This is a genomic window from Secundilactobacillus angelensis (assembly GCF_012641075.1).
Classification (GTDB): Bacteria; Bacillota; Bacilli; order Lactobacillales; family Lactobacillaceae; genus Secundilactobacillus; species Secundilactobacillus angelensis.
Genome location: NZ_JAAXLJ010000002.1, coordinates 175375 through 194119, shown reverse-complemented (window position 1 = coordinate 194119; position 18745 = coordinate 175375). Strand labels below are relative to the sequence as shown.

The following is an 18745-nucleotide window of genomic DNA, read 5'->3' as shown; positions in this document are numbered from 1 at the left end:
TAACCAGACAATTAGATGATAAAGGAGCGCTGTTTATGGCTAATAAAAGAATTCCTTGGGATCAATATTTTATGATGCAGTCTGTTTTATTGGCAAGTCGTAGCACTTGTAACCGGCTTTCGGTCGGGGCAACGATTGTCCGTGATCGACGGATTATTGCAGGGGGCTATAACGGCTCAGTTTCCGGAGACGTTCACTGTATTGATGAAGGTTGCTATCTTGTGGACGGTCATTGCTTGCGAACGATTCACGCTGAAATGAATGCTATTTTACAGTGTGCTAAGTTTGGCGAAGCAACTGATGGTGCCGAGATTTACGTGACTGATTTTCCATGCTTACAGTGTACCAAGATGCTTTTACAGGCTGGTATCAAGAAGATTTCATATCTTCACAACTATCATAATGATCCTTATGCCATGTCCTTAATTAAAATGAAAAATGTTGAACTTAATCAGGTAATTCTTGACTCAGAAGCCATTCAACGTGCTTCGGTTGATGCTTATCTGCAGGATCATCAATCATAATATAATTTGGTTAGCCATTTTAGCAGGATGTTTAAGTGGCTGTTACTTTGGCTTGACCTGGCTATCGGTGACTTTGACCTTTTTTTGGCTGATTAGAATCATCTGCCTACGTGACCGAATACTGATCATTTGGACAGCGATGGTACTCCTCTTTTTTGGTGGCTTGTTTTGGCAAGCTGAACGACAGGTGACAGAAAAAAAGATGCCTGATCAAACGGGCGCATCGCTCCAATTAACGGTACAACCCGATGATCTACGGGTTGAGGATGGTCGAATTCAACTTAGTGGTCGGACTAACGATGGCCGTACGATTCAGGGTCAATACTTTTCGGATGATCAGGAACTGCTTCAAACTTTCCACCTTAAAAAGAAAACTCGCATACTGGTTCATGGCGATCTTTTAAGACCTCAACCAGCTACGAATGCTAACGAGTTTGATTTTCGTCAGTATCAAGCCGATCAAGGCATTTTTAATACCATTAAGATTGATCGGTTAACACTCGTAGCAGTCGTTCGGACCAATAATCCGCTAGTCTGGTGGATTGATACTTGTCATGCACTGCGGGCGCGTCTGATACAACGTACGCAAGCGCTGCCTAAGACGCTTCAATTATATGTTCAAGGACTGTTTTTAGGCTGGCGTGCCACCGATTTTTACGAGTCGTTAAGTGCGGTTACTGATTTAGGCTTGATTCATTTATTCAGTATTTCAGGCTTTCATATCGTCTGGATCGTCGTCTTGGTAAGCTGGCTTCTTCGTCGGATTGGTTTCACTGAGACACCAATTGCAGTGATTTTATTGTTACTGTTACCGACATATTATATTCTTGCCGGTTCCCAAGTTGGTCTTTTACGTGCTGTTGTTGTGGTGATTTTAGGGCTATTAGCGCAGTTGTTTGGTTTCCGGTTAGCAGGACTGACTGCTTGGGGGATTAGCCTGTTATTAGGATTATTGGTTCAACCAGCAATGCTAATGCATTTAGGTGGACAGCTAAGTTACCTTTTGGCTTTCGGGCTTTTGTTTACCAAGCAATTTGGGGTGTTCAAAACCACTTTGATGCTGAACTTGCTCAGTTTACCGCTCATTTTGTATCATATTTACCAGTGGCACGTTTTGACTATGTTTGTTAATTTACTCATATTACCGATATTTAGCATCTGCATTTTTCCGTTAGTGTTAGTTGCAGGGTGCGGCGGGCAACTGATGCCATGGCTAGCAGACTTCACTGAGAGGCTGTTAGGGCTCTTTACCAGCGGGTTGAACATGATTGACTCCTTACCTGGCATGGTTGTATTTGGTAAGCCCAACGCATGGGTAATAGGCTTGTTGACGATTTTGACATTGCTACTGATGTCACAGCGGTTTAAGCATGGAATTGTGATTATTCTAGGAACGTTGTATCTGGCAAGCTTCTTGATGATTCATTTTCCCACATCGGGTGAGGTCACTTTCTTTGATATCGGTCAAGGTGATAGTTTTTTGGTGAGAACACCATACAATCGACAGGTGACTATGATCGACACCGGTGGACGGGTGAATTTTGGCGGTAAAAAATTAAGCGGGCGTAGTCGTGCGCAACGAATTAGTCTTAACTATCTAAAAAGTCAGGGACTTTCCCACCTTGATAATCTGTGCTTGTCCCATCAAGATGCGGATCACGTTGGGGATGTTGGTGATGTATTACAAGGTGTCAGGGTAAAACGGTTATACGTTCCGTTGGGGATGACTGAAAATCCCCAATTTATGAAACGAATCCGACCTTACATTCAGGGCACCCAAGTTATTCCCGTGCAAGCCGGGCAACAGATTGCTGACTCGTCACTAAAAGTTGTTCACCCTTTCAAACCCGGATTGGGAACTAATGAAGATTCAATGGTCCTAGCTGGTCAAATGGGTGGCTTAAGCTGGCTGTTTACCGGCGATCTGGATAGAGCGGGTGAGCGGGATATTTTATCCCGCTATCCTGAATTGCGCACGGACGTGTTAAAATTAGGACATCATGGCAGTAAGACATCGACTGATCCGGAGGTAGTTCGACAACTGCAACCGAAAATCGGGATTATCTCAGCTGGCCGCAATAACCGGTATGGACATCCCAATCAAGAAACATTGGTGACTTTAGCAAACAATCATATTCCTGTTTTTAACACTCAAGTTAACGGAATGATTCGCTATCGTTACATCAGCAGCAGTATCGGCCGTTGGGAGACTTTTTTAAAGGAGAATTCATTTTGACTTACGAAACGACAATGGCACAATTAGCAAAGGGGACTACCAAGCCAGTTTATTTGATTACTGGTGATCAGCCTTACCTAACGCAGCGGCTAAAACAGGCCTTCATGAATCTCATTCCAGATTCAGAGCGAACGATGAATTATGCGAGTTATGATATGGAATCAACACCGCTTGCACAAGCTTTGAATGATGCCATGTCAGCTCCGTTTTTCGGTGAGAAGCGATTGGTTTTTATTGATCGTGCCTATTTTTTGACTACTGAGACTCATCGGGGCAATAAAATTGATCACGATATTGATGGGTTGTTAAGTTATTTAGCTCATCCAGAACCAACCTCCATTGTCGTGTTCTTTGCGACTAGTGGTAAACTGGATAGCCGCAAGAAAGTCGTCAAGACGATTAAAAAAAGTGCTGAAGTGATTAGTTTGGAAGCGGTAGGTGAGAGGCAAATTCGTTCATTGGTTGAACGGAATCTTCAGCAAGATCATTTTACAATTCAATCAGAAGCATTGAACCTGTTACTCCAACGTACAGGAACTGACTTGTCGCTAATCATGAACGAATTACCCAAGTTAAAGTTAGCTTCTGCCGAATCGAAGCAAATTGAAGCACCGGTGGTTGCAGAATTAGTTTCGAAGTCTCTAGATCAAAACGTTTTTGATCTGGTCAACGACGTCATGGGAAAACGAATTGAAGCTGCCTTAAATTTGTATCGCCAATTGATTCTAACCAAAGAAGAACCACTTCGCATCAATGCGGTGTTGGTCAGCCAATTTAGACTGTTGATTCAAACCAAGATTCTAACGCGTAATGGCTATAGTCAGGGGAGCATTGCGTCGGCACTCAAGGTTCATCCTTACCGGGTTAAACTAGCGATGCAGAGCGTGCGCCAGTTAGAATTGAACCATTTACGGCGAGCTTATCTCGGCTTAATCCAAATCGAACGGTCATTAAAGTCTACTAGCCAAGAACCGATGATGCTCTTTGAACTTTTCATGCTTAAATATTTGGATGAAGTTGCGTAAAGCCCAAAAAAGGACCGATTCATAATCGAATCGGTCCTTTAATATTTGGTTTAATTTAGGCGTTTGCTTTAGCTAAACGAGCAGCCATACGTGACTTGTCGCGGGAAGCTTTGTTAGTTTTGATTAAACCCTTTGAAGCAGCACGGTCAACGGCGCTAGATGCAGCTTTGTATAAGTCAGCTGCGTTATCGTCGTGATTCGTAACAGCTTTTTCAAACTTCTTAACGGCTGTTCGCATACTGCTAAGCTGTGCAGAATTACGTTCGTTAGCTTTAACGTTCGTTTTTGCACGTTCAATCGCAGATTTGATAATTGGCAATGAATTCACCTCCACACTCATAAGCCAGATGGCCCTGTAATATTCAACGAATGTCATTATACAGAATAAAATAACCGATTGCAACAGTTCTCCATTAATTGTAAAGTAAAAATACTTGATAAGCTGTTTTACTCAAAGACTTGTTATTCGGTGTGATAACGGATATAATAACAAAGGTTCTTAAATTGCCCTTACTTAGTTGACTGCGATCTCACTCACGACAACTCAGTAACGGGTGGACAAATAATATTAAAGGTGGGAATTTTTTCATGGCTATTACACAAGAAAAGAAAACCGAGATTATGAAGCAATACGCTCGTCATGATGGCGACACTGGTTCAGCAGAAGTTCAAATCGCTGTATTAACAGCAGACATCAACGAATTGAACAACCATATGAAAGTTCACAAGAAGGACTTCCATTCACAACGTGGTTTGATGAAGAAGATTGGTCATCGTCGTAACTTGTTGGCTTACTTACGTAAGACTGACATCCAACGTTACCGTGATTTGATTAATTCATTAGGTCTACGTCGTTAATATCGATTACTTGGAGCTCTCCTTTTGGGAGGGCTTTTTATTTGCCTCAGATAGCTTGGGATGTTACATAGTTGAATCAAGTGTGATAAACTGTAAACAGTTTGTAGTCGTGCCTAAATTTTTAGAATTTAGGAAAAAAGTAACGATTCATGGTTATCAGTGTGAGGTAATTTCGCTGGTGAACCAGTGAACCAGAACAACTTATTTTGAGGTGAATTATGGATAAAGCAAATGTAAAGATTATGCCACTGGGCGGCGTTCGCGAAAATGGCAAAAACATGTATATTGTTGACGTTAATGACAGTATCTACGTTTTAGACTGCGGGTTAAAGTATCCGGAGAACGAATTATTAGGGATTGATATTGTCATTCCCGACTTCGGTTATTTGCGTGAGAATAAGGACCGGATCGTTGGGGTGTTTTTAACCCATGGTCACGCAGATGCAATTGGTGCACTGCCATATTTTCTAAATGAATTTAAAGTGCCCGTCTTTGGTTCCGAGATGACGGTTGAACTCGCAAAACTGAATTGTCAGTCAGATCCAAATGTGAAGGACTTTGATGACTTTCACGTGGTGGATGCTCAGACCGAAATTGATTTTGGTGACGTGACTGTTTCGTTCTTTAAAACCACCCATTCGATTCCTGAATCCATGGGTATTGTACTTAATACCAGTTCAGGGAGTGTTGTTTATACTGGCGATTTCAAGTTTGATCAGACCGCAAAACCAGGTTATCAAACCGACTATGCACGATTGGCACAGATCGGAACGAACGGTGTGCTAGCTTTATTAAGTGATTCGGCAAACGCTGAGAATCCGAGCGAAACTGCCAGCGAACGTGACATCGCAGAGAATGTTGAAGAGACATTCAATTACGCTAAGAGTCGCATCGTGGTGGCGAGTGTTGGTTCAAATATTTTACGTTTACAACAAGTCTTTGATGCGGCTGCTAAAACGGGTCGTAAAGTTTATTTAACGGGCAGGGACATCGAAAAGATTGTTGATACAGCTATGCGGCTGAACAAACTTGTTTTGCCTCAAGATGATTTACTGATTTCAGAAGATCAACTTGAAAAGTTGTCTGGGGACCAAGTAGTCATTATTCAGACCGGTAAAATGGGCGAGCCAATCAAAGCGCTTCAACGCATGGCTAATAAGCAGGAGAAGGGCCTTAACATTGAGGAAGGCGATTTAGTCTTTATTACAACGACGCCTTCTCATGCCATGGAAACTAATGTCGCTAAAACCCGGGATATGATTTATCGTGCTGGAGGTGAGGTTAAGTCGATTTCTGATGATTTAAACTCGTCTGGACACGCTAGCAAGCATGATCTGCAATTGTTGATCAATATTCTTCATCCTCAGTACTTAATCCCTATTCAAGGTGAATATCGCCTCATGTCTGCGCACCAACGGGCCGCTGAAGAAGTTGGCATGACTACTGACCAGATTTTCATGACTGCTAAAGGCGACCAGCTGGTGTACGATGGCAAAAATATGGTACTCAGTGGTAGCGTCGAAGTGGGTAATACGATGATCGATGGTATTGGTGTTGGAGATATTGGCAATATTGTTCTCCGTGATCGGAAGGTACTATCTGAAGATGGTATCTTTGTTGCGGTCATCACGATCGACCACAAGAAGAAACAGATTATTGGCGAACCTAAAATCACCTCTCGCGGCTTTGTTTACGTCAAAGCAAATAAGGATCTTATGCATGAAAGTGCAGAGCTTATTAAGAAGGCGGTTCAGACCAACTTGGATAATAAGGAGTTTGACTGGACTCATTTGAAGCAAGATGTGCGTGAGAAACTTAACCACTACTTGTTTGACCAGACTCGGCGTCATCCAGTGATTTTACCTGTCATCATGGAAGTCGATCCACGTCGTCACAAGCCAAAGAGCAAGCACAAAAAACAAGCGGCCCAGAAGAATCATCAAGCTGAACAAGAATAATTTCAAATCTCGTATGTTTGAATCAAAACGTACGGGATTTTCGTTTAATGGGGGCGATCACGTGGACAGAAATTTACAACTAGCAAATGAAGCCTTTAAAAATCAGCAGTGGGGGCAGGCTGCTCAGCTTTACGAACAGGAATATCAAACTGCACCAAGTGAAAAAATTAATCATTTGTTAGTCAAAAGCCTGTTTGAAAATCATCAAAATAACCTGGCGTACACTGTAATGATGGATAACTTAAATAGTTATCTGATGGATGAGCAGCACGTGATTCTGATGGTCCAGGTGTTATTGGCCAATCAGCAGTTGTTAATGGCACACGTGCTGACGGCTACCGTTGCGCCGTTGCCCGAGGCGGTTACCCAGTTGATTGAACAGGCTGAATCACAAGCCCGCCAGAAACCCGATTTTCAGAAGGCTTATCAAACCTTTTATCAATTGAGTGCATTAACGTTGACACAGCAGCAACGGGCATTTAAGAAAGGCCAGGAGTTACCACTGAAAGAGTGGGAAACAGCCACGGAAGCGTTACTAGTGGATCCGTTTGTTAAGCCGATTATTCGGGTGAGTTTACTGGAAATGGTTCAAAAACTTAAACTGACCACACCCATGAATTTTCGCTGGCTGGATAATAAAACCTATGAAATTGTGGGCAGTCAGCTAAAAGCACTGGCGGAATTTGAAAAAGTTGGTATACTAGAGGACAGTCTCCAGGAGATGATTGGCGGGCACGACCCTGTGACTCAGCAGTTATATCAAAATGAGTTAGGGTTACAAGTAACACTTTTATACCCGTTTATAGATCGGGCAATTCCAGATCCTAAAGCTTGGGTAACCCGTTTAATTCAGGGAGATCAAGTTCAGTCAGCGGCGTTGCCAGTTTCATATAGTCTCGAATGGTGGCAACGAAAACTATCTCAGATTATGTCTGAGATGACAGGCGCGTAAAAAAGTTCACCTAAATTTAGAGTTTATTGTTTACAAACGATAACCTAATCTATATAATATTTAAGGATTCTTCTTGAGGGATTCTCGATTTACCTTTTCGAGAAGAAGTAGTATAATTTACATCAAAGGATTGCCAACAACTCGTTTGTTGGCATGATCTTTGTGAAAAATACAGGAGGTTTCATTAATGGCAAAAGAAACATACGAACGAACTAAGCCCCATGTAAACATTGGTACTATTGGCCATATTGACCATGGGAAGACTACCTTGACCGCAGCAATCACCAAGGTTTTAGCTCAAAAAGGGTTAGCTAAGGAAGAAGATTACGCTGATATCGACAAGGCACCTGAAGAACGTGAACGTGGTATCACGATCAACACTGCCCACGTTGAATACGAAACTGAGAAGCGTCACTATGCACATATTGATGCCCCAGGACATGCTGATTACATCAAGAACATGATCACTGGTGCCGCTCAAATGGATGGTGCTATCTTAGTTGTTGCGGCAACTGATGGTCCAATGCCACAAACCCGTGAGCATATCCTTTTGGCTCGCCAAGTGGGTGTTGAATACATCGTGGTCTTCTTAAACAAGACCGACTTAGTTGACGATGATGAATTGATTGACTTGGTTGAAATGGAAGTCCGTGAATTACTTTCAGAATACGATTACCCTGGTGATGATATTCCAGTTATCCGCGGTTCAGCTCTTAAAGCACTCCAAGGTGATGAAGAACAACAAAAAGTTATCGAACACTTAATGGATGTTGTTGATGAATACATCCCAACTCCAGTTCGTGACAACGACAAGCCTTTCTTGATGCCTGTTGAAGATGTCTTCACCATTACTGGTCGTGGTACTGTTGCTTCTGGTCGTATCGATCGTGGTACTATCAAGGTCGGCGATGAAGTTGAAATCGTTGGTCTTAAGGAAGAAGTTCTTAAGAGTACTGTTACTGGTTTGGAAATGTTCCGTAAGACTTTGGAATTTGGTGAAGCCGGCGATAACGTTGGTGTCTTGCTTCGTGGTGTTAACCGTGAACAAGTCGTACGTGGCCAAGTTCTTGCAAAGCCAGGTTCGATCCAAACCCACAGTAAATTCAAGGGTGAAGTTTATATCCTTTCTAAAGAAGAAGGTGGCCGTCATACGCCATTCTTCTCAAACTACCGTCCACAATTCTACTTCCACACCACTGATATCACTGGTGTTATTGAATTGCCTGATGGCGTAGAAATGGTTATGCCTGGCGATAACGTCACTTTCGAAGTTGACTTGATTGCTCCAGCTGCCATTGAAAAGGGTACTAAGTTTACTGTTCGTGAAGGTGGCCACACTGTTGGTGCTGGTGTTGTTTCAGAAATCATGGACTAATACCTACCTAAATGAACATAAAAAGTCCGAGAAGGTTTCCTTTTCGGACTTTTTTATTTGAGTGAAGAATTGTTTGTAACGAATTTCAAGCATTTCACAGAAACTTAAATTGATATAAAATGAATGTCTTCCATGGGTTGCGATGCACTCTAATGTTTACTTTTTAGCTCCCTTACGTTAAACTAAAGTCTGTACGCAATTTGAATATGATCGTATTCGAAGATATATTTAATTTCGGAGGGAATATAATGGCTGCAAAATGGGAAAAAAATGACACCAACAAGGGTGAATTAACCTTTGAAATTGATGCCGACCAAATTAAGAAGGGCTTAGACCAAGCCTTCGCAAAGACCAAGAAGAACTTAGCTGTTCCTGGTTTCCGTAAGGGTAAGGTTCCTCGTCAAATCTTTAACAAGATGTATGGCGAAGAAGCACTTTATCAAGATGCTTTGAACATTGTTTTACCAGATGCTTATGAGGCAGCAATCAAAGAAGCAGGAATCGAACCAGTTGATCAACCAGAAGTTAACGTTGAATCAATGGAAAAGAACCAACCATGGGTTTTAAAGGCTGTTGTTACGGTTAAGCCTGACGTTAAACTTGGCGACTACAAAGATCTTAGCGTTACTAAACAAAACACTCGTGTTTATCAAAAAGATATCGATGCAGAGTTGGAGAGCCGTCGTCAATCACAAGCTGAATTGGTTCTTAAGGAAGACGAACCAGCTGCTAAGGGCGATACTGTTGTTATCGACTTTGATGGTTACGTTGATGGTAAGCAATTCGATGGTGGAAAAGCCGATAACTACTCACTAGAATTGGGTTCTAACTCATTTATCCCTGGTTTTGAAGATCAATTAGTTGGTCACAAAGCTGGTGAAGATGTTGAGGTTAAGGTTACTTTCCCAGACGACTATCAAGCTGAAGACTTACAAGGCAAGGAAGCTACTTTCAAAACAACTATTCACGAAGTTAAGCAAAAGGAATTACCTAAGCTTGATGACGAATTTGCTAAGGATGTCGATGAAGAGGTTGACAGCTTAGACGAATTGAAAGCTAAGATCAAGGATGAACTGAAGGAAAAGAAAGTTACAGCTGCTCATGACGCTATTGAAGATGAAGCAATTAGCGAAGCAGTTGATAACGCTGAAGTCAAGGACATCCCTGAAGCAATGAAGGAAGACGACATTCATCGTCAAATGGATCAATACTTAGCTAACATGCAACAACAAGGTATCGATCCTAAGACTTACTTCCAGTTGACTGGTACCAGCGAAGACGATTTGCACAAGCAGTTTGCTGCCGACGCAGAACGTCGTGTAAAGACCAATCTAGTTCTGGAAGCAATCGTTGAAGCAGAAAAAATTGAACCTTCAGAAGACGATCTGAAAGCTGAAGTTAAAGATCTTGCTGGCCAATACGGTATGGAAGAAAGCGCTGTTCGCTCAGCACTTTCAGACGACATGCTGAAGCATGATATTGCCGTTAAGAAGGCTGTTGACTTGATTACTGATTCAGCTAAACAAGACAAGTCTAAAAAAGACGAAGAAAACGAAAAAGACGAAAAGTAGTTTTTGACGTTAGTATTGCCAACAAAGGCCCTAAAGACGAGGACGTTCAATTCTTGTTAGGGCCTTTGTTTGTGTCCCCAGAACGATTGAGAAACTAGAGATTGCTCCTAAGTGAGAAAAATGTGTCAGGTTCTAAACCGTACACCTATCAGTGATTACGGGTGATTTCAATTGAGCTTTTCCTTTCCCACTCCCGTCTTTGTATGGTATAGTAGCAGTTGCGTTAAAGAAAATGATAACTATAGAAATTAAAGAGGGGTGACTCTTAATTGTTTGAAAATACTGATACAACTGGCCCCGTAAATTGTTCTTTTTGTGGTAAGTCGCAGGATCAGGTCAAGAAGATTGTTGCTGGTCCTGGCGTGTACATCTGCAATGAATGTATCGATTTATGTAAAGAAATCATCGATGAAGAATTTAGTGAAGAAAGCTCACAAACCGTGTTTGATGTGCCAACTCCACAGCAAATTGTTGATTCTTTAAATCAGTACGTTATTGGTCAAACTGAAGCTAAAAAGACGCTATCAGTTGCTGTTTATAATCACTACAAACGTGTGAATGAAATGACCACTAACCAAAATGATGGTCCTGAATTACAAAAGAGTAACATTACTATGATTGGGCCGACTGGTTCAGGTAAAACCTACCTGGCACAGACGCTTGCTAAAATTTTGAACGTGCCGTTTGCGATTGCAGATGCCACGACTTTGACTGAAGCAGGTTACGTTGGTGAAGATGTTGAAAACATCCTTCTGAAGCTGTTACAGAACGCTGATTATGACGTGGAGCGTGCTGAAAAGGGTATCATCTACATTGATGAAATTGATAAAATCGCTAAGAAAGCTGAAAACGTCTCGATCACTCGTGATGTTTCCGGTGAAGGTGTTCAACAAGCACTTTTGAAGATTCTTGAAGGAACAATTGCTAACGTTCCGCCTCAGGGTGGTCGTAAGCACCCTCAACAAGAATTTATTCAAATTGATACCACAAATATTCTGTTTATTGTTGGTGGTGCTTTCGATGGTATCGAAACTATTGTTAAAAACCGTCTTGGTGATAAAACTATTGGTTTTGGTGCCGACTCAACTCACCAACCAATTGACAAATCAGAAAGCCTGATGCAACGGGTTGTTCCTGAAGATATGCTGGAATTTGGTTTAATTCCAGAATTTATCGGTCGTTTACCAATCTTGACAGCCTTAGAGAAGCTTTCTGAGGACGATTTGGTTCGAATCCTAACGGAACCTAAGAATGCACTGGTTAAGCAATATCAGCGATTAATCTCGCTTGATGGCGTTGAACTGGACTTCGAAGACCAAGCTTTACGGGAAATGGCTCGTCTGGCATTAAAACGGAATACTGGTGCACGTGGTCTTCGATCAATTATTGAAGATGTTATGCGCGATATTATGTTTGAATTACCAAGTCGAGATGATGTTGATAAGGTCATTGTTACGGGTGATACTGTCAAAGATCATCAAGAACCTGAGCTAATTTTAAAGGATCAAAAAGCTTCTTAGGGGCCCGCTGATCTGCAATTAATGTCACTGACATTTTAGCCGTATGTTCCGCGTTATGGAGCATGCGGCTTTTATTTAACTTAAAACCGAACGGAGGTAACCATGGAAGTACACAATGTTGAATTAGTCATGAGTGCGGTTGATCCCAAACAGTATCCTAAAACAGGGCAGCCAGAGATTGCGTTAGTTGGGCGCTCCAACGTCGGTAAATCATCACTGACAAACGTGTTGATCAATCGGAACAGTTACGCCAGAACGTCCAGTCAACCGGGGAAAACCCAAACCCTAAACTTTTACCATGTAGAAGAAAAGCTCTATTTCGTGGATGTTCCCGGCTATGGCTATGCCAAGGTTTCCAGAACGGAACGTGAGAAGTGGGGTCAGATGATTGAAACTTATCTGACTTCTAGAGACACTCTGCGTGGTGTGATTTCATTGGTTGATGGGCGTCATGCACCTACCGCCGATGATCTAACGATGTATACTTGGCTGAGTTATTATGATATTCCCACTTTGGTAGTGGCAACAAAAATGGACAAAATTCCAGGGGCCAAGTGGAACAAACAGCTTAGTTTGGTCAAAAAAACGTTACAGATCAGTCCACAAGATGATTTGTTGCCGTTTTCAGCTCAGACCAAGTCTGGTAAAGAAGAAGTTTGGCAATGGATTGAACAACACGCGTTTGGGGGAAAAGCATAATGGAATTTAACGACTATCAAAAAGCTGCTAACCGAACTCTCTTCGGTAGCGAACAGGTTTTAACGAATTGTGCGCTTGGACTTTCTAGTGAGACTGGTCAAGTGGTGGACTTAGTTAAACAGTATACTTTTCAGGGCGAAACTCTTGATAAAAAGCAATTGGTCAAAGAGATGGGTGACGTACTCTGGTATTTATCACAAGTGGCCGAATGGGCAGATATTCCCTTTGAAGACGTTGCAAGTGGTAATATTGATCGATTGAATAAACGTTACCCGGATACACCTAATAATCATTAACAAAGAATTTTAAACCTTAAATATGATTAATCAGCGCGAGTGTCAGTTGAGTCATTAACTGATACTCGCGCTTTTTGGTTACGAGCGGTGTCAACTGTCTAAGCACTTCTTTTTACGAAATGAAATTATGTGGAAAATATGTATATAAACTGTAATATTGACGATTTTTATGTATAAATAATAAAAAACACTTGCATTTACTGAATACAGGTGGTAATCTCGTATCATTAAGTTAAAAGAAGAAATGAGAGGGCGTTAATATGACAAATAACAAAAAAGTAGTTTTAGCATATTCAGGTGGATTAGATACTTCAGTTGCAATTCCTTGGTTGAAGGATAAGGGCTACGATGTTATCGCTTGCTGCATCAATGTTGGTGAAGGTAAAGACTTAGACTTCATCAAGCAAAAAGCACTCAATGTCGGTGCGGTTAAAGTCTATGTGATTGACGCCCTGGAAGAGTTTGCTGAAGATTACGCAATGGTTGCTCTGCAAGGTAACACATACTACGAAGGTGAATACCCACTGATTTCAGCATTATCACGGCCACTGATTAGTAAAAAGTTGGTTGAAGTCGCTCAAGAGGAAAATGCCCAAGCGGTTGCACATGGGTGTACCGGTAAAGGAAACGATCAAGTGCGGTTCGAAGTGGCCATCCATGCGTTGAACCCAGGACTTGAAGTACTGAGCCCAGTTCGTGACTGGCACTGGTCACGGGAAGAAGAAATTGATTACGCTAAGAAGCACAATATTCCAATCCCAATCGATTTAGATTCACCATATTCAATCGATGCCAATATTTGGGGTCGTGCCAATGAAGCTGGCGTGCTTGAAGATCCATGGGTCAGCGCTCCCGAGGATGCATACGCATTGACTAACCCAATTGACAAAACGCCGGATATACCAACGGATGTTGAAATTACCTTTGTAAAAGGTGTACCTACTAAGTTAAATGGCAAATCAATGCAGTTGGCTGATTTAATCCAGGAATTGAATAAGATTGCCGGTGAGAATGGTGTTGGCCGGATCGACCACATTGAAAACCGGTTAGTGGGCATCAAGTCTCGTGAAGTATACGAAGCACCAGCTGCGACGGTCCTGATGAAGGCCCATAAGCAACTTGAAGATTTAACTTTTGAGCGGGATTTAGCCCACTTCAAGCCGGTTATTGAAAAGCAATTGAGTGAGATGATTTATAACGCGCTTTGGTTCTCACCATTGATGGACGCCTTACTTGCCTTTTTGAAGAAGAGTCAAGAAGTTGTTAGCGGTGTAATCAAGCTTGAGTTGTTCAAGGGCAACGTGATCACTTTAGGCCGGAAGTCAGAAAGTTCACTGTATGACAAGAATTTGGCAACTTATACCGCAGCTGACTCATTTGATCAAGAAGCTGCCAAGGGTTTCATCAAGCTATGGGGCTTACCAACAACGGTTTACTCACAAGTCAAGATGAAGAACCAGCAGTCGGCGTTCGTTAATGCAGTTACCCAGAACACTAAGAGTAAGGTGAAGGTAGCTGTGAAGGCCGAAAAAGAGCACCAAACGGAGGCGACTAAGTAATGGCAACCAAAAAGCTCTGGGGTGGCCGATTTCAAGAACAGGCGGCCGCTTGGGTCGATGCTTTTGGGGCTTCCATTTCCTTTGATCAACTAATGGCTGAAGAAGATATCGAAGGTTCTTTGGCTCACGTTAAAATGCTTCAAAAAACTGGGATTGTACCATCTAACGACTGTGATCAGATCATTGCCGGATTGGAAGGTATTCAAAAAGACCTAGAGGCAGGTAAGCTGACCTTTAGCGTCGAAAACGAAGATATTCATATGAATATCGAAAGTATCTTAACGGATCGGATTGGTGCAGTGGCGGGCAAGTTGCATACTGCTCGATCACGTAATGACCAAGTGGCTACGGATTTTCACTTGTATTTGAAGAAACGACTGCCGAAAATTATTGATGAGATCACTACCGTTCAACAAACGCTAATTAGGTTAGCAGAGGAAAACGTTGAGACCATTATGCCAGGGTATACGCATTTACAGCACGCCCAACCGATTTCATACGGTCATTACCTCATGGCCTACTACCAAATGTTCAAACGTGACAAGGAACGTTTTACGTTTAATGAAGTGCACACGGATATTTCACCGCTGGGTGCGGCGGCTTTGGCTGGGACAACCTTTCCAATCGATCGTCAAATGACTGCGAAGACTTTAGGATTCAGCCAAGTTTACGCCAATTCGCTGGATGCTGTTTCTGACCGTGATTTTGCGTTGGAATTTCTCAGCAACAGTTCGATTTTGATGATGCATTTATCCAGATTTTGTGAAGAACTTAGTATGTGGGTCAGCCATGAATTTCAGTACTTAGAGTTATCGGATGCTTACACCACCGGTAGTTCAATCATGCCACAGAAAAAGAATCCGGATATGGCGGAGCTAATTCGCGGTAAGAGTGGTCGGGTTTATGGTCATTTGATGGGGTTATTAGCAACCATGAAATCATTACCGCTAGCGTACAATAAGGATCTTCAGGAAGACAAAGAGGGCGTTTTTGATACAGTCAAAACTTTGCTGCCAGCACTAAAGGTCTTTAATGGGATGCTCTCAACGGTAACCGTTAAGGCAGATAATATGAAAGCTGCTACGGAAAATGACTTTTCTAATGCGACTGAACTGGCTGATTATTTGGCAACTAAGGGGGTCCCATTCAGGGAAGCACACGGTATTGTGGGGCAACTGGTTTTGAAGGGAATTCAAACCCACCAAAACTTGCAGGATATGTCGTTAGGCGAACTGAAAGAGGCATCGCCAAAGATAGAAGCGGATGTCTACAATGAGCTGAAATCAGAGGTTGCTGTTGAACGTCGTCATTCTGAAGGCGGGACAGGCTTTGATCAGGTTCGTAAGCAGATTGAACAAGCCAAAAAGGAAATTGAATCATAAAAAAACGGCACCCAAATGGGCGCCGTTTTTTGTCTTACTTATGATATTTGCGATGTTCTTTGATTAATGCTTTGGCCTTTTTAGAGTCATCTTTTTGTTCATCGTGTTTTAAAAACTTATCACGTTTTTCATCTTTAATATCGGCTTCGGCAAATTTACCGAACATTGCGTCGAGATTATTCTGACGTTTCACTTTCAATCCCATGATGCAGTCAACTCCTTTATTGCGCCTAGTTTATCATGTTGAAAGGGGAAAATGCAAGTCGGATGCAGATGCCTAAGCCAACTGAGGAAAGTATTCAAATTTTTAGTTTAAGACAAAGTCATCATTTAATGAATAATGTATATAAAAATGAATATTTGTGGTGGATAAAAATATTTATTGTATAAATGAGACTTTTTCCTGTTTTTTATTGCATAAAGAATGATTTTGGTGTAAGGTAGGTGTTACTTAAATAATTTAGAGAGGGAGTTACCGCGAATGAAAGTCAAGGGGAGAAACGTCTTACTCACCATCATGACATTGTGTTTGTCATTATTATTTTTATTTACTGTTCAACCAACTCATCATACTGTATACGCAGCGGATGATTCGCTTCAAAAGATTAAGGATCGGGGCAAAATCGTTATGGCGACTTCGCCAGATTATCCACCTTATGAATTCCAAGTCAGCAAAAATGGAAAATCCAGAATTGTTGGTATGGATGTCGACATTATGAAACAAGTTGCTAAGGATTTGGGCGTTAAACTAGAAATCAAGTCCATGTCATATGATTCCGTTTTAGTCGCCGTCGAGACTGGTAAAGCTGACGTGGCTATGAGTGGGATCAACCCAACAGCTAAGCGTCGCCAAAGTGTTGATTTCTCGGAAATTTATTACAATGGTGGTCAAAGCTTCCTGATCAATAAGACCGACGTGGGTAAGTATAAGAACAAAGCCGCATTGGCACATAAGAAGATTGGTGCTCAGACTGGGACGTTGCAATACAACTTAGCCAAATCCAAGATTCCTGGTGCTACCGTTAAAGGAATGGACAAGAACACCGACTTAGTGCTGGCATTAAAGACTCACAAAATCGATGCACTGGGTATTGAAACACCTTCAGCTGAAGCCTACGTTAAGAATGACCATGATTTAGCAATGATCAAATCCGGTTATAAGCTGAATAAGAACGAAACTGGTTCTGCCATGGCCTTTAAGAAGGGTTCTGGTACTTTAGCCGCAGCCGTTAACAAGAGTATTGATAAGATCAAGGCAAAGCACTTAACCACACAATACCTGGCTGATGCAGGGAAGTATATGAAGGTTAATACCAATAATACTTCAATGTTCCACTACTGGACTTACTTTGCTAAAGGGATCGAATATACGCTGATTATTTCGGCTATCTCAGTTGTTTTGGGGGTACTTTTAGGTACTATCCTTGCTCTAATGCGGTTTAGTCGAAGCAAGATTCTTAAAGCCATTTCTGTTGCCTACGTTGAATTCGTCCGTGGTACACCTTTGATGGTTCAAGTGATGTTTGTATACTTCGGTATTGGGATAATAGTTAACTTACCGGCGTTATTATCGGGTATCATTGCCGTTTCGTTGAACAGTGGTGCATACGTTGAGGAAATTATTCGTGGCGGGATTAATTCCGTTGATAAAGGGCAAACAGAAGCATCTGCAAGTCTTGGATTAGCGAAGGGTGATACCATGCGGTTCGTTGTCTTACCTCAGGCTTTGAAGAATATTTGGCCAGCACTGGGTAACGAATTCGTTTCACTGATCAAGGAAAGTTCAATCGTTTCTATCATTGGTGTTACTGATTTGATTTACCAATTAAACATTGTGCGTGCCGATACGTATCGTGGTGTTATGCCAGTGTTTGTTGCCATGATCATTTACTTCGTGATCACCTTTATTTTAACGAGAGTTCTAAACTATGCTGAGGGGAGAATGAAACATGCAAGATAAACCGTTAGTTGAAGTTAAAAAGCTGAAAAAAAGCTATGGCGATACCGAAGTCCTAAAAGAAATTAATGGTACGGTTATGCCTGGTCAAGTTATCTGTGTGATTGGCCCTTCAGGTGCTGGTAAAAGTACGTTTTTACGTTGCTTGAACATGCTGGAAACACCTACTGCCGGACAAGTCCTGTTTGAAGGCAAAGATACCCAGAAGTTTTCGGAAGAAGAATTGACGACTTTACGTGAACGGATGGGAATGGTTTTCCAAAGTTTTAACTTGTTCCCTAATCTGACAGTACTTGAAAACTTGAAGTTAGCACCAATTCGGGTCAAAAAAATGTCTGATAAAGATGCTGAGGAAAAAGCTTTAGCACTTCTTAAACGAGTTGGTCTGGATGAAAAAGCTAATGTTTATCCAAGCAGTTTGTCAGGTGGCCAAGCTCAACGTGTTGCTATTGCGAGAGCCTTAGCCATGGATCCTGAATGTTTGCTGTTTGACGAACCAACCAGTGCTTTGGATCCCGAAATGGTTGGTGAAGTGCTTGCTGTAATGAAGGAGTTAGCTGAAGATGGGATGACGATGGTCGTCGTTACTCATGAAATGGGCTTTGCTAGGGAAGTTGCCAATGAAGTTTGGTTTATGGCTGATGGTTATCTGCTTGAAAAGAACAAACCGGACGAAATATTCAGTAACCCTCAAAATGCACGGACCAAAGATTTTATCAGCAAAATTATCAATAGTTAATAGATACACGAATACCATCATTCAAATTGAATGGTGGTGTTTTTTTGAGTGAAAATAGAGCAGTGCCATAGCTAGGCACGTAGCTTGCCCCAAA

17 protein-coding genes are annotated in these 18745 nt (G+C 41.8%); 15 read left to right on the top strand and 2 right to left on the bottom strand.

Annotated features, from left to right (window positions below):
* Positions 1-35 precede the first annotated feature (35 nt).
* The 3 genes from HC026_RS01800 to holA are packed head-to-tail and all read left to right on the top strand — an operon-like array spanning position 36 to position 3785.
* A complete protein-coding gene (locus tag HC026_RS01800) occupies positions 36-524 on the top strand; it encodes a ComE operon protein 2 (protein ID WP_168924268.1) in 489 nt (162 codons plus the stop codon).
* The gene (locus tag HC026_RS01795; RefSeq protein ID WP_232843563.1) at positions 496-2760 is read left to right on the top strand and encodes a DNA internalization-related competence protein ComEC/Rec2; all 2265 of its coding nucleotides are present in this window, start codon (positions 496-498) and stop codon (positions 2758-2760) included. Before HC026_RS01800 ends, HC026_RS01795 begins: the two co-directional genes overlap by 29 nt.
* Positions 2757-3785, top strand: a complete 1029-nt coding sequence (gene holA / locus HC026_RS01790) for a DNA polymerase III subunit delta (RefSeq protein ID WP_408640963.1) — start codon at positions 2757-2759, stop codon at positions 3783-3785. The genes HC026_RS01795 and holA overlap by 4 nt, the downstream gene beginning before the upstream one ends.
* 55 nt (positions 3786-3840) lie before the next feature.
* On the opposite strand, the gene rpsT is transcribed toward holA, so the two are convergent.
* Complete coding sequence (gene rpsT / locus HC026_RS01785) at positions 3841-4104, bottom strand: 30S ribosomal protein S20 (protein WP_168924266.1); 264 nt, start codon at positions 4102-4104, stop codon at positions 3841-3843.
* A gap of 269 nt (positions 4105-4373) precedes the next feature.
* On the opposite strand from rpsT, the gene rpsO reads away from it, so the two are divergent.
* From rpsO to argH, 10 genes are all read left to right on the top strand, one after another.
* The gene (gene rpsO, locus HC026_RS01780; RefSeq protein ID WP_168924265.1) at positions 4374-4643 is read left to right on the top strand and encodes a 30S ribosomal protein S15; all 270 of its coding nucleotides are present in this window, start codon (positions 4374-4376) and stop codon (positions 4641-4643) included.
* Positions 4644-4861: 218 nt separating this feature from the next.
* Positions 4862-6601: a ribonuclease J gene (locus tag HC026_RS01775; protein ID WP_168924264.1), complete on the top strand. Its 1740-nt coding sequence runs from the start codon at positions 4862-4864 to the stop codon at positions 6599-6601.
* Between the two features lie 61 nt (positions 6602-6662).
* Positions 6663-7553, top strand: a complete 891-nt coding sequence (locus tag HC026_RS01770) for a hypothetical protein (protein ID WP_168924263.1) — start codon at positions 6663-6665, stop codon at positions 7551-7553.
* 187 nt (positions 7554-7740) lie between these two features.
* Positions 7741-8928: an elongation factor Tu gene (tuf, locus tag HC026_RS01765; RefSeq protein WP_168924262.1), complete on the top strand. Its 1188-nt coding sequence runs from the start codon at positions 7741-7743 to the stop codon at positions 8926-8928.
* Positions 8929-9176: 248 nt separating this feature from the next.
* Positions 9177-10499 carry a trigger factor gene (gene tig / locus HC026_RS01760; protein WP_168924261.1) on the top strand — a complete coding sequence of 441 codons (1323 nt, stop codon included), beginning with the start codon at positions 9177-9179 and terminating at the stop codon, positions 10497-10499.
* Between the two features lie 269 nt (positions 10500-10768).
* The gene (gene clpX, locus HC026_RS01755; protein ID WP_168924260.1) at positions 10769-12019 is read left to right on the top strand and encodes an ATP-dependent Clp protease ATP-binding subunit ClpX; all 1251 of its coding nucleotides are present in this window, start codon (positions 10769-10771) and stop codon (positions 12017-12019) included.
* Positions 12020-12121: 102 nt separating this feature from the next.
* Positions 12122-12718 (top strand): ribosome biogenesis GTP-binding protein YihA/YsxC, encoded by a 597-nt coding sequence (yihA, locus tag HC026_RS01750; protein WP_168924259.1) that lies wholly within the window; start codon positions 12122-12124, stop codon positions 12716-12718.
* Positions 12718-13014, top strand: a complete 297-nt coding sequence (locus tag HC026_RS01745; protein ID WP_168924258.1) for a nucleoside triphosphate pyrophosphohydrolase family protein — start codon at positions 12718-12720, stop codon at positions 13012-13014. The genes yihA and HC026_RS01745 overlap by 1 nt, the downstream gene beginning before the upstream one ends.
* Before the next feature lie 260 nt (positions 13015-13274).
* Positions 13275-14573 carry an argininosuccinate synthase gene (locus tag HC026_RS01740; RefSeq protein ID WP_168924257.1) on the top strand — a complete coding sequence of 433 codons (1299 nt, stop codon included), beginning with the start codon at positions 13275-13277 and terminating at the stop codon, positions 14571-14573.
* On the top strand, positions 14573-15955 hold the full coding sequence (gene argH, locus HC026_RS01735; RefSeq protein ID WP_168924256.1) for an argininosuccinate lyase: 1383 nt from the start codon (positions 14573-14575) through the stop codon (positions 15953-15955). Before HC026_RS01740 ends, argH begins: the two co-directional genes overlap by 1 nt.
* A 34-nt stretch (positions 15956-15989) precedes the next feature.
* Here the strand turns inward: argH and HC026_RS01730 are convergent, their stop codons facing one another.
* Positions 15990-16160: an SPJ_0845 family protein gene (locus HC026_RS01730; RefSeq protein ID WP_168924255.1), complete on the bottom strand. Its 171-nt coding sequence runs from the start codon at positions 16158-16160 to the stop codon at positions 15990-15992.
* Between the two features lie 312 nt (positions 16161-16472).
* Here HC026_RS01730 and HC026_RS01725 point away from each other — a divergent pair, with 312 nt between their 5' ends.
* Together HC026_RS01725 and HC026_RS01720 are read left to right on the top strand one after the other, a co-directional pair.
* Positions 16473-17915, top strand: a complete 1443-nt coding sequence (locus HC026_RS01725) for an ABC transporter substrate-binding protein/permease (RefSeq protein ID WP_408640967.1) — start codon at positions 16473-16475, stop codon at positions 17913-17915.
* Positions 17905-18651: an amino acid ABC transporter ATP-binding protein gene (locus HC026_RS01720; RefSeq protein WP_168924253.1), complete on the top strand. Its 747-nt coding sequence runs from the start codon at positions 17905-17907 to the stop codon at positions 18649-18651. The genes HC026_RS01725 and HC026_RS01720 overlap by 11 nt, the downstream gene beginning before the upstream one ends.
* The last annotated feature ends 94 nt before the right edge of the window (positions 18652-18745 follow it).

Excerpts from the sequence above, each read along its gene's own strand:
- tuf (WP_168924262.1), top strand. The coding sequence starts at position 7,741 with ATGGCAAAAGAAACATACGAACGAACTAAGCCCCATGTAAACATTGGT.
- tig (WP_168924261.1), top strand. The coding sequence starts at position 9,177 with ATGGCTGCAAAATGGGAAAAAAATGACACCAACAAGGGTGAATTAACC.
- HC026_RS01730 (WP_168924255.1), bottom strand. The coding sequence starts at position 16,160 with ATGGGATTGAAAGTGAAACGTCAGAATAATCTCGACGCAATGTTCGGT.
- HC026_RS01720 (WP_168924253.1), top strand. The coding sequence starts at position 17,905 with ATGCAAGATAAACCGTTAGTTGAAGTTAAAAAGCTGAAAAAAAGCTAT.
- HC026_RS01775 (WP_168924264.1), top strand. The coding sequence starts at position 4,862 with ATGGATAAAGCAAATGTAAAGATTATGCCACTGGGCGGCGTTCGCGAA.
- rpsO (WP_168924265.1), top strand. The coding sequence starts at position 4,374 with ATGGCTATTACACAAGAAAAGAAAACCGAGATTATGAAGCAATACGCT.
- yihA (WP_168924259.1), top strand. The coding sequence starts at position 12,122 with ATGGAAGTACACAATGTTGAATTAGTCATGAGTGCGGTTGATCCCAAA.
- argH (WP_168924256.1), top strand. The coding sequence starts at position 14,573 with ATGGCAACCAAAAAGCTCTGGGGTGGCCGATTTCAAGAACAGGCGGCC.
- HC026_RS01725 (WP_408640967.1), top strand. The coding sequence starts at position 16,473 with ATGACATTGTGTTTGTCATTATTATTTTTATTTACTGTTCAACCAACT.
- HC026_RS01795 (WP_232843563.1), top strand. The coding sequence starts at position 496 with ATGCTTATCTGCAGGATCATCAATCATAATATAATTTGGTTAGCCATT.
- HC026_RS01740 (WP_168924257.1), top strand. The coding sequence starts at position 13,275 with ATGACAAATAACAAAAAAGTAGTTTTAGCATATTCAGGTGGATTAGAT.
- HC026_RS01745 (WP_168924258.1), top strand. The coding sequence starts at position 12,718 with ATGGAATTTAACGACTATCAAAAAGCTGCTAACCGAACTCTCTTCGGT.
- HC026_RS01800 (WP_168924268.1), top strand. The coding sequence starts at position 36 with ATGGCTAATAAAAGAATTCCTTGGGATCAATATTTTATGATGCAGTCT.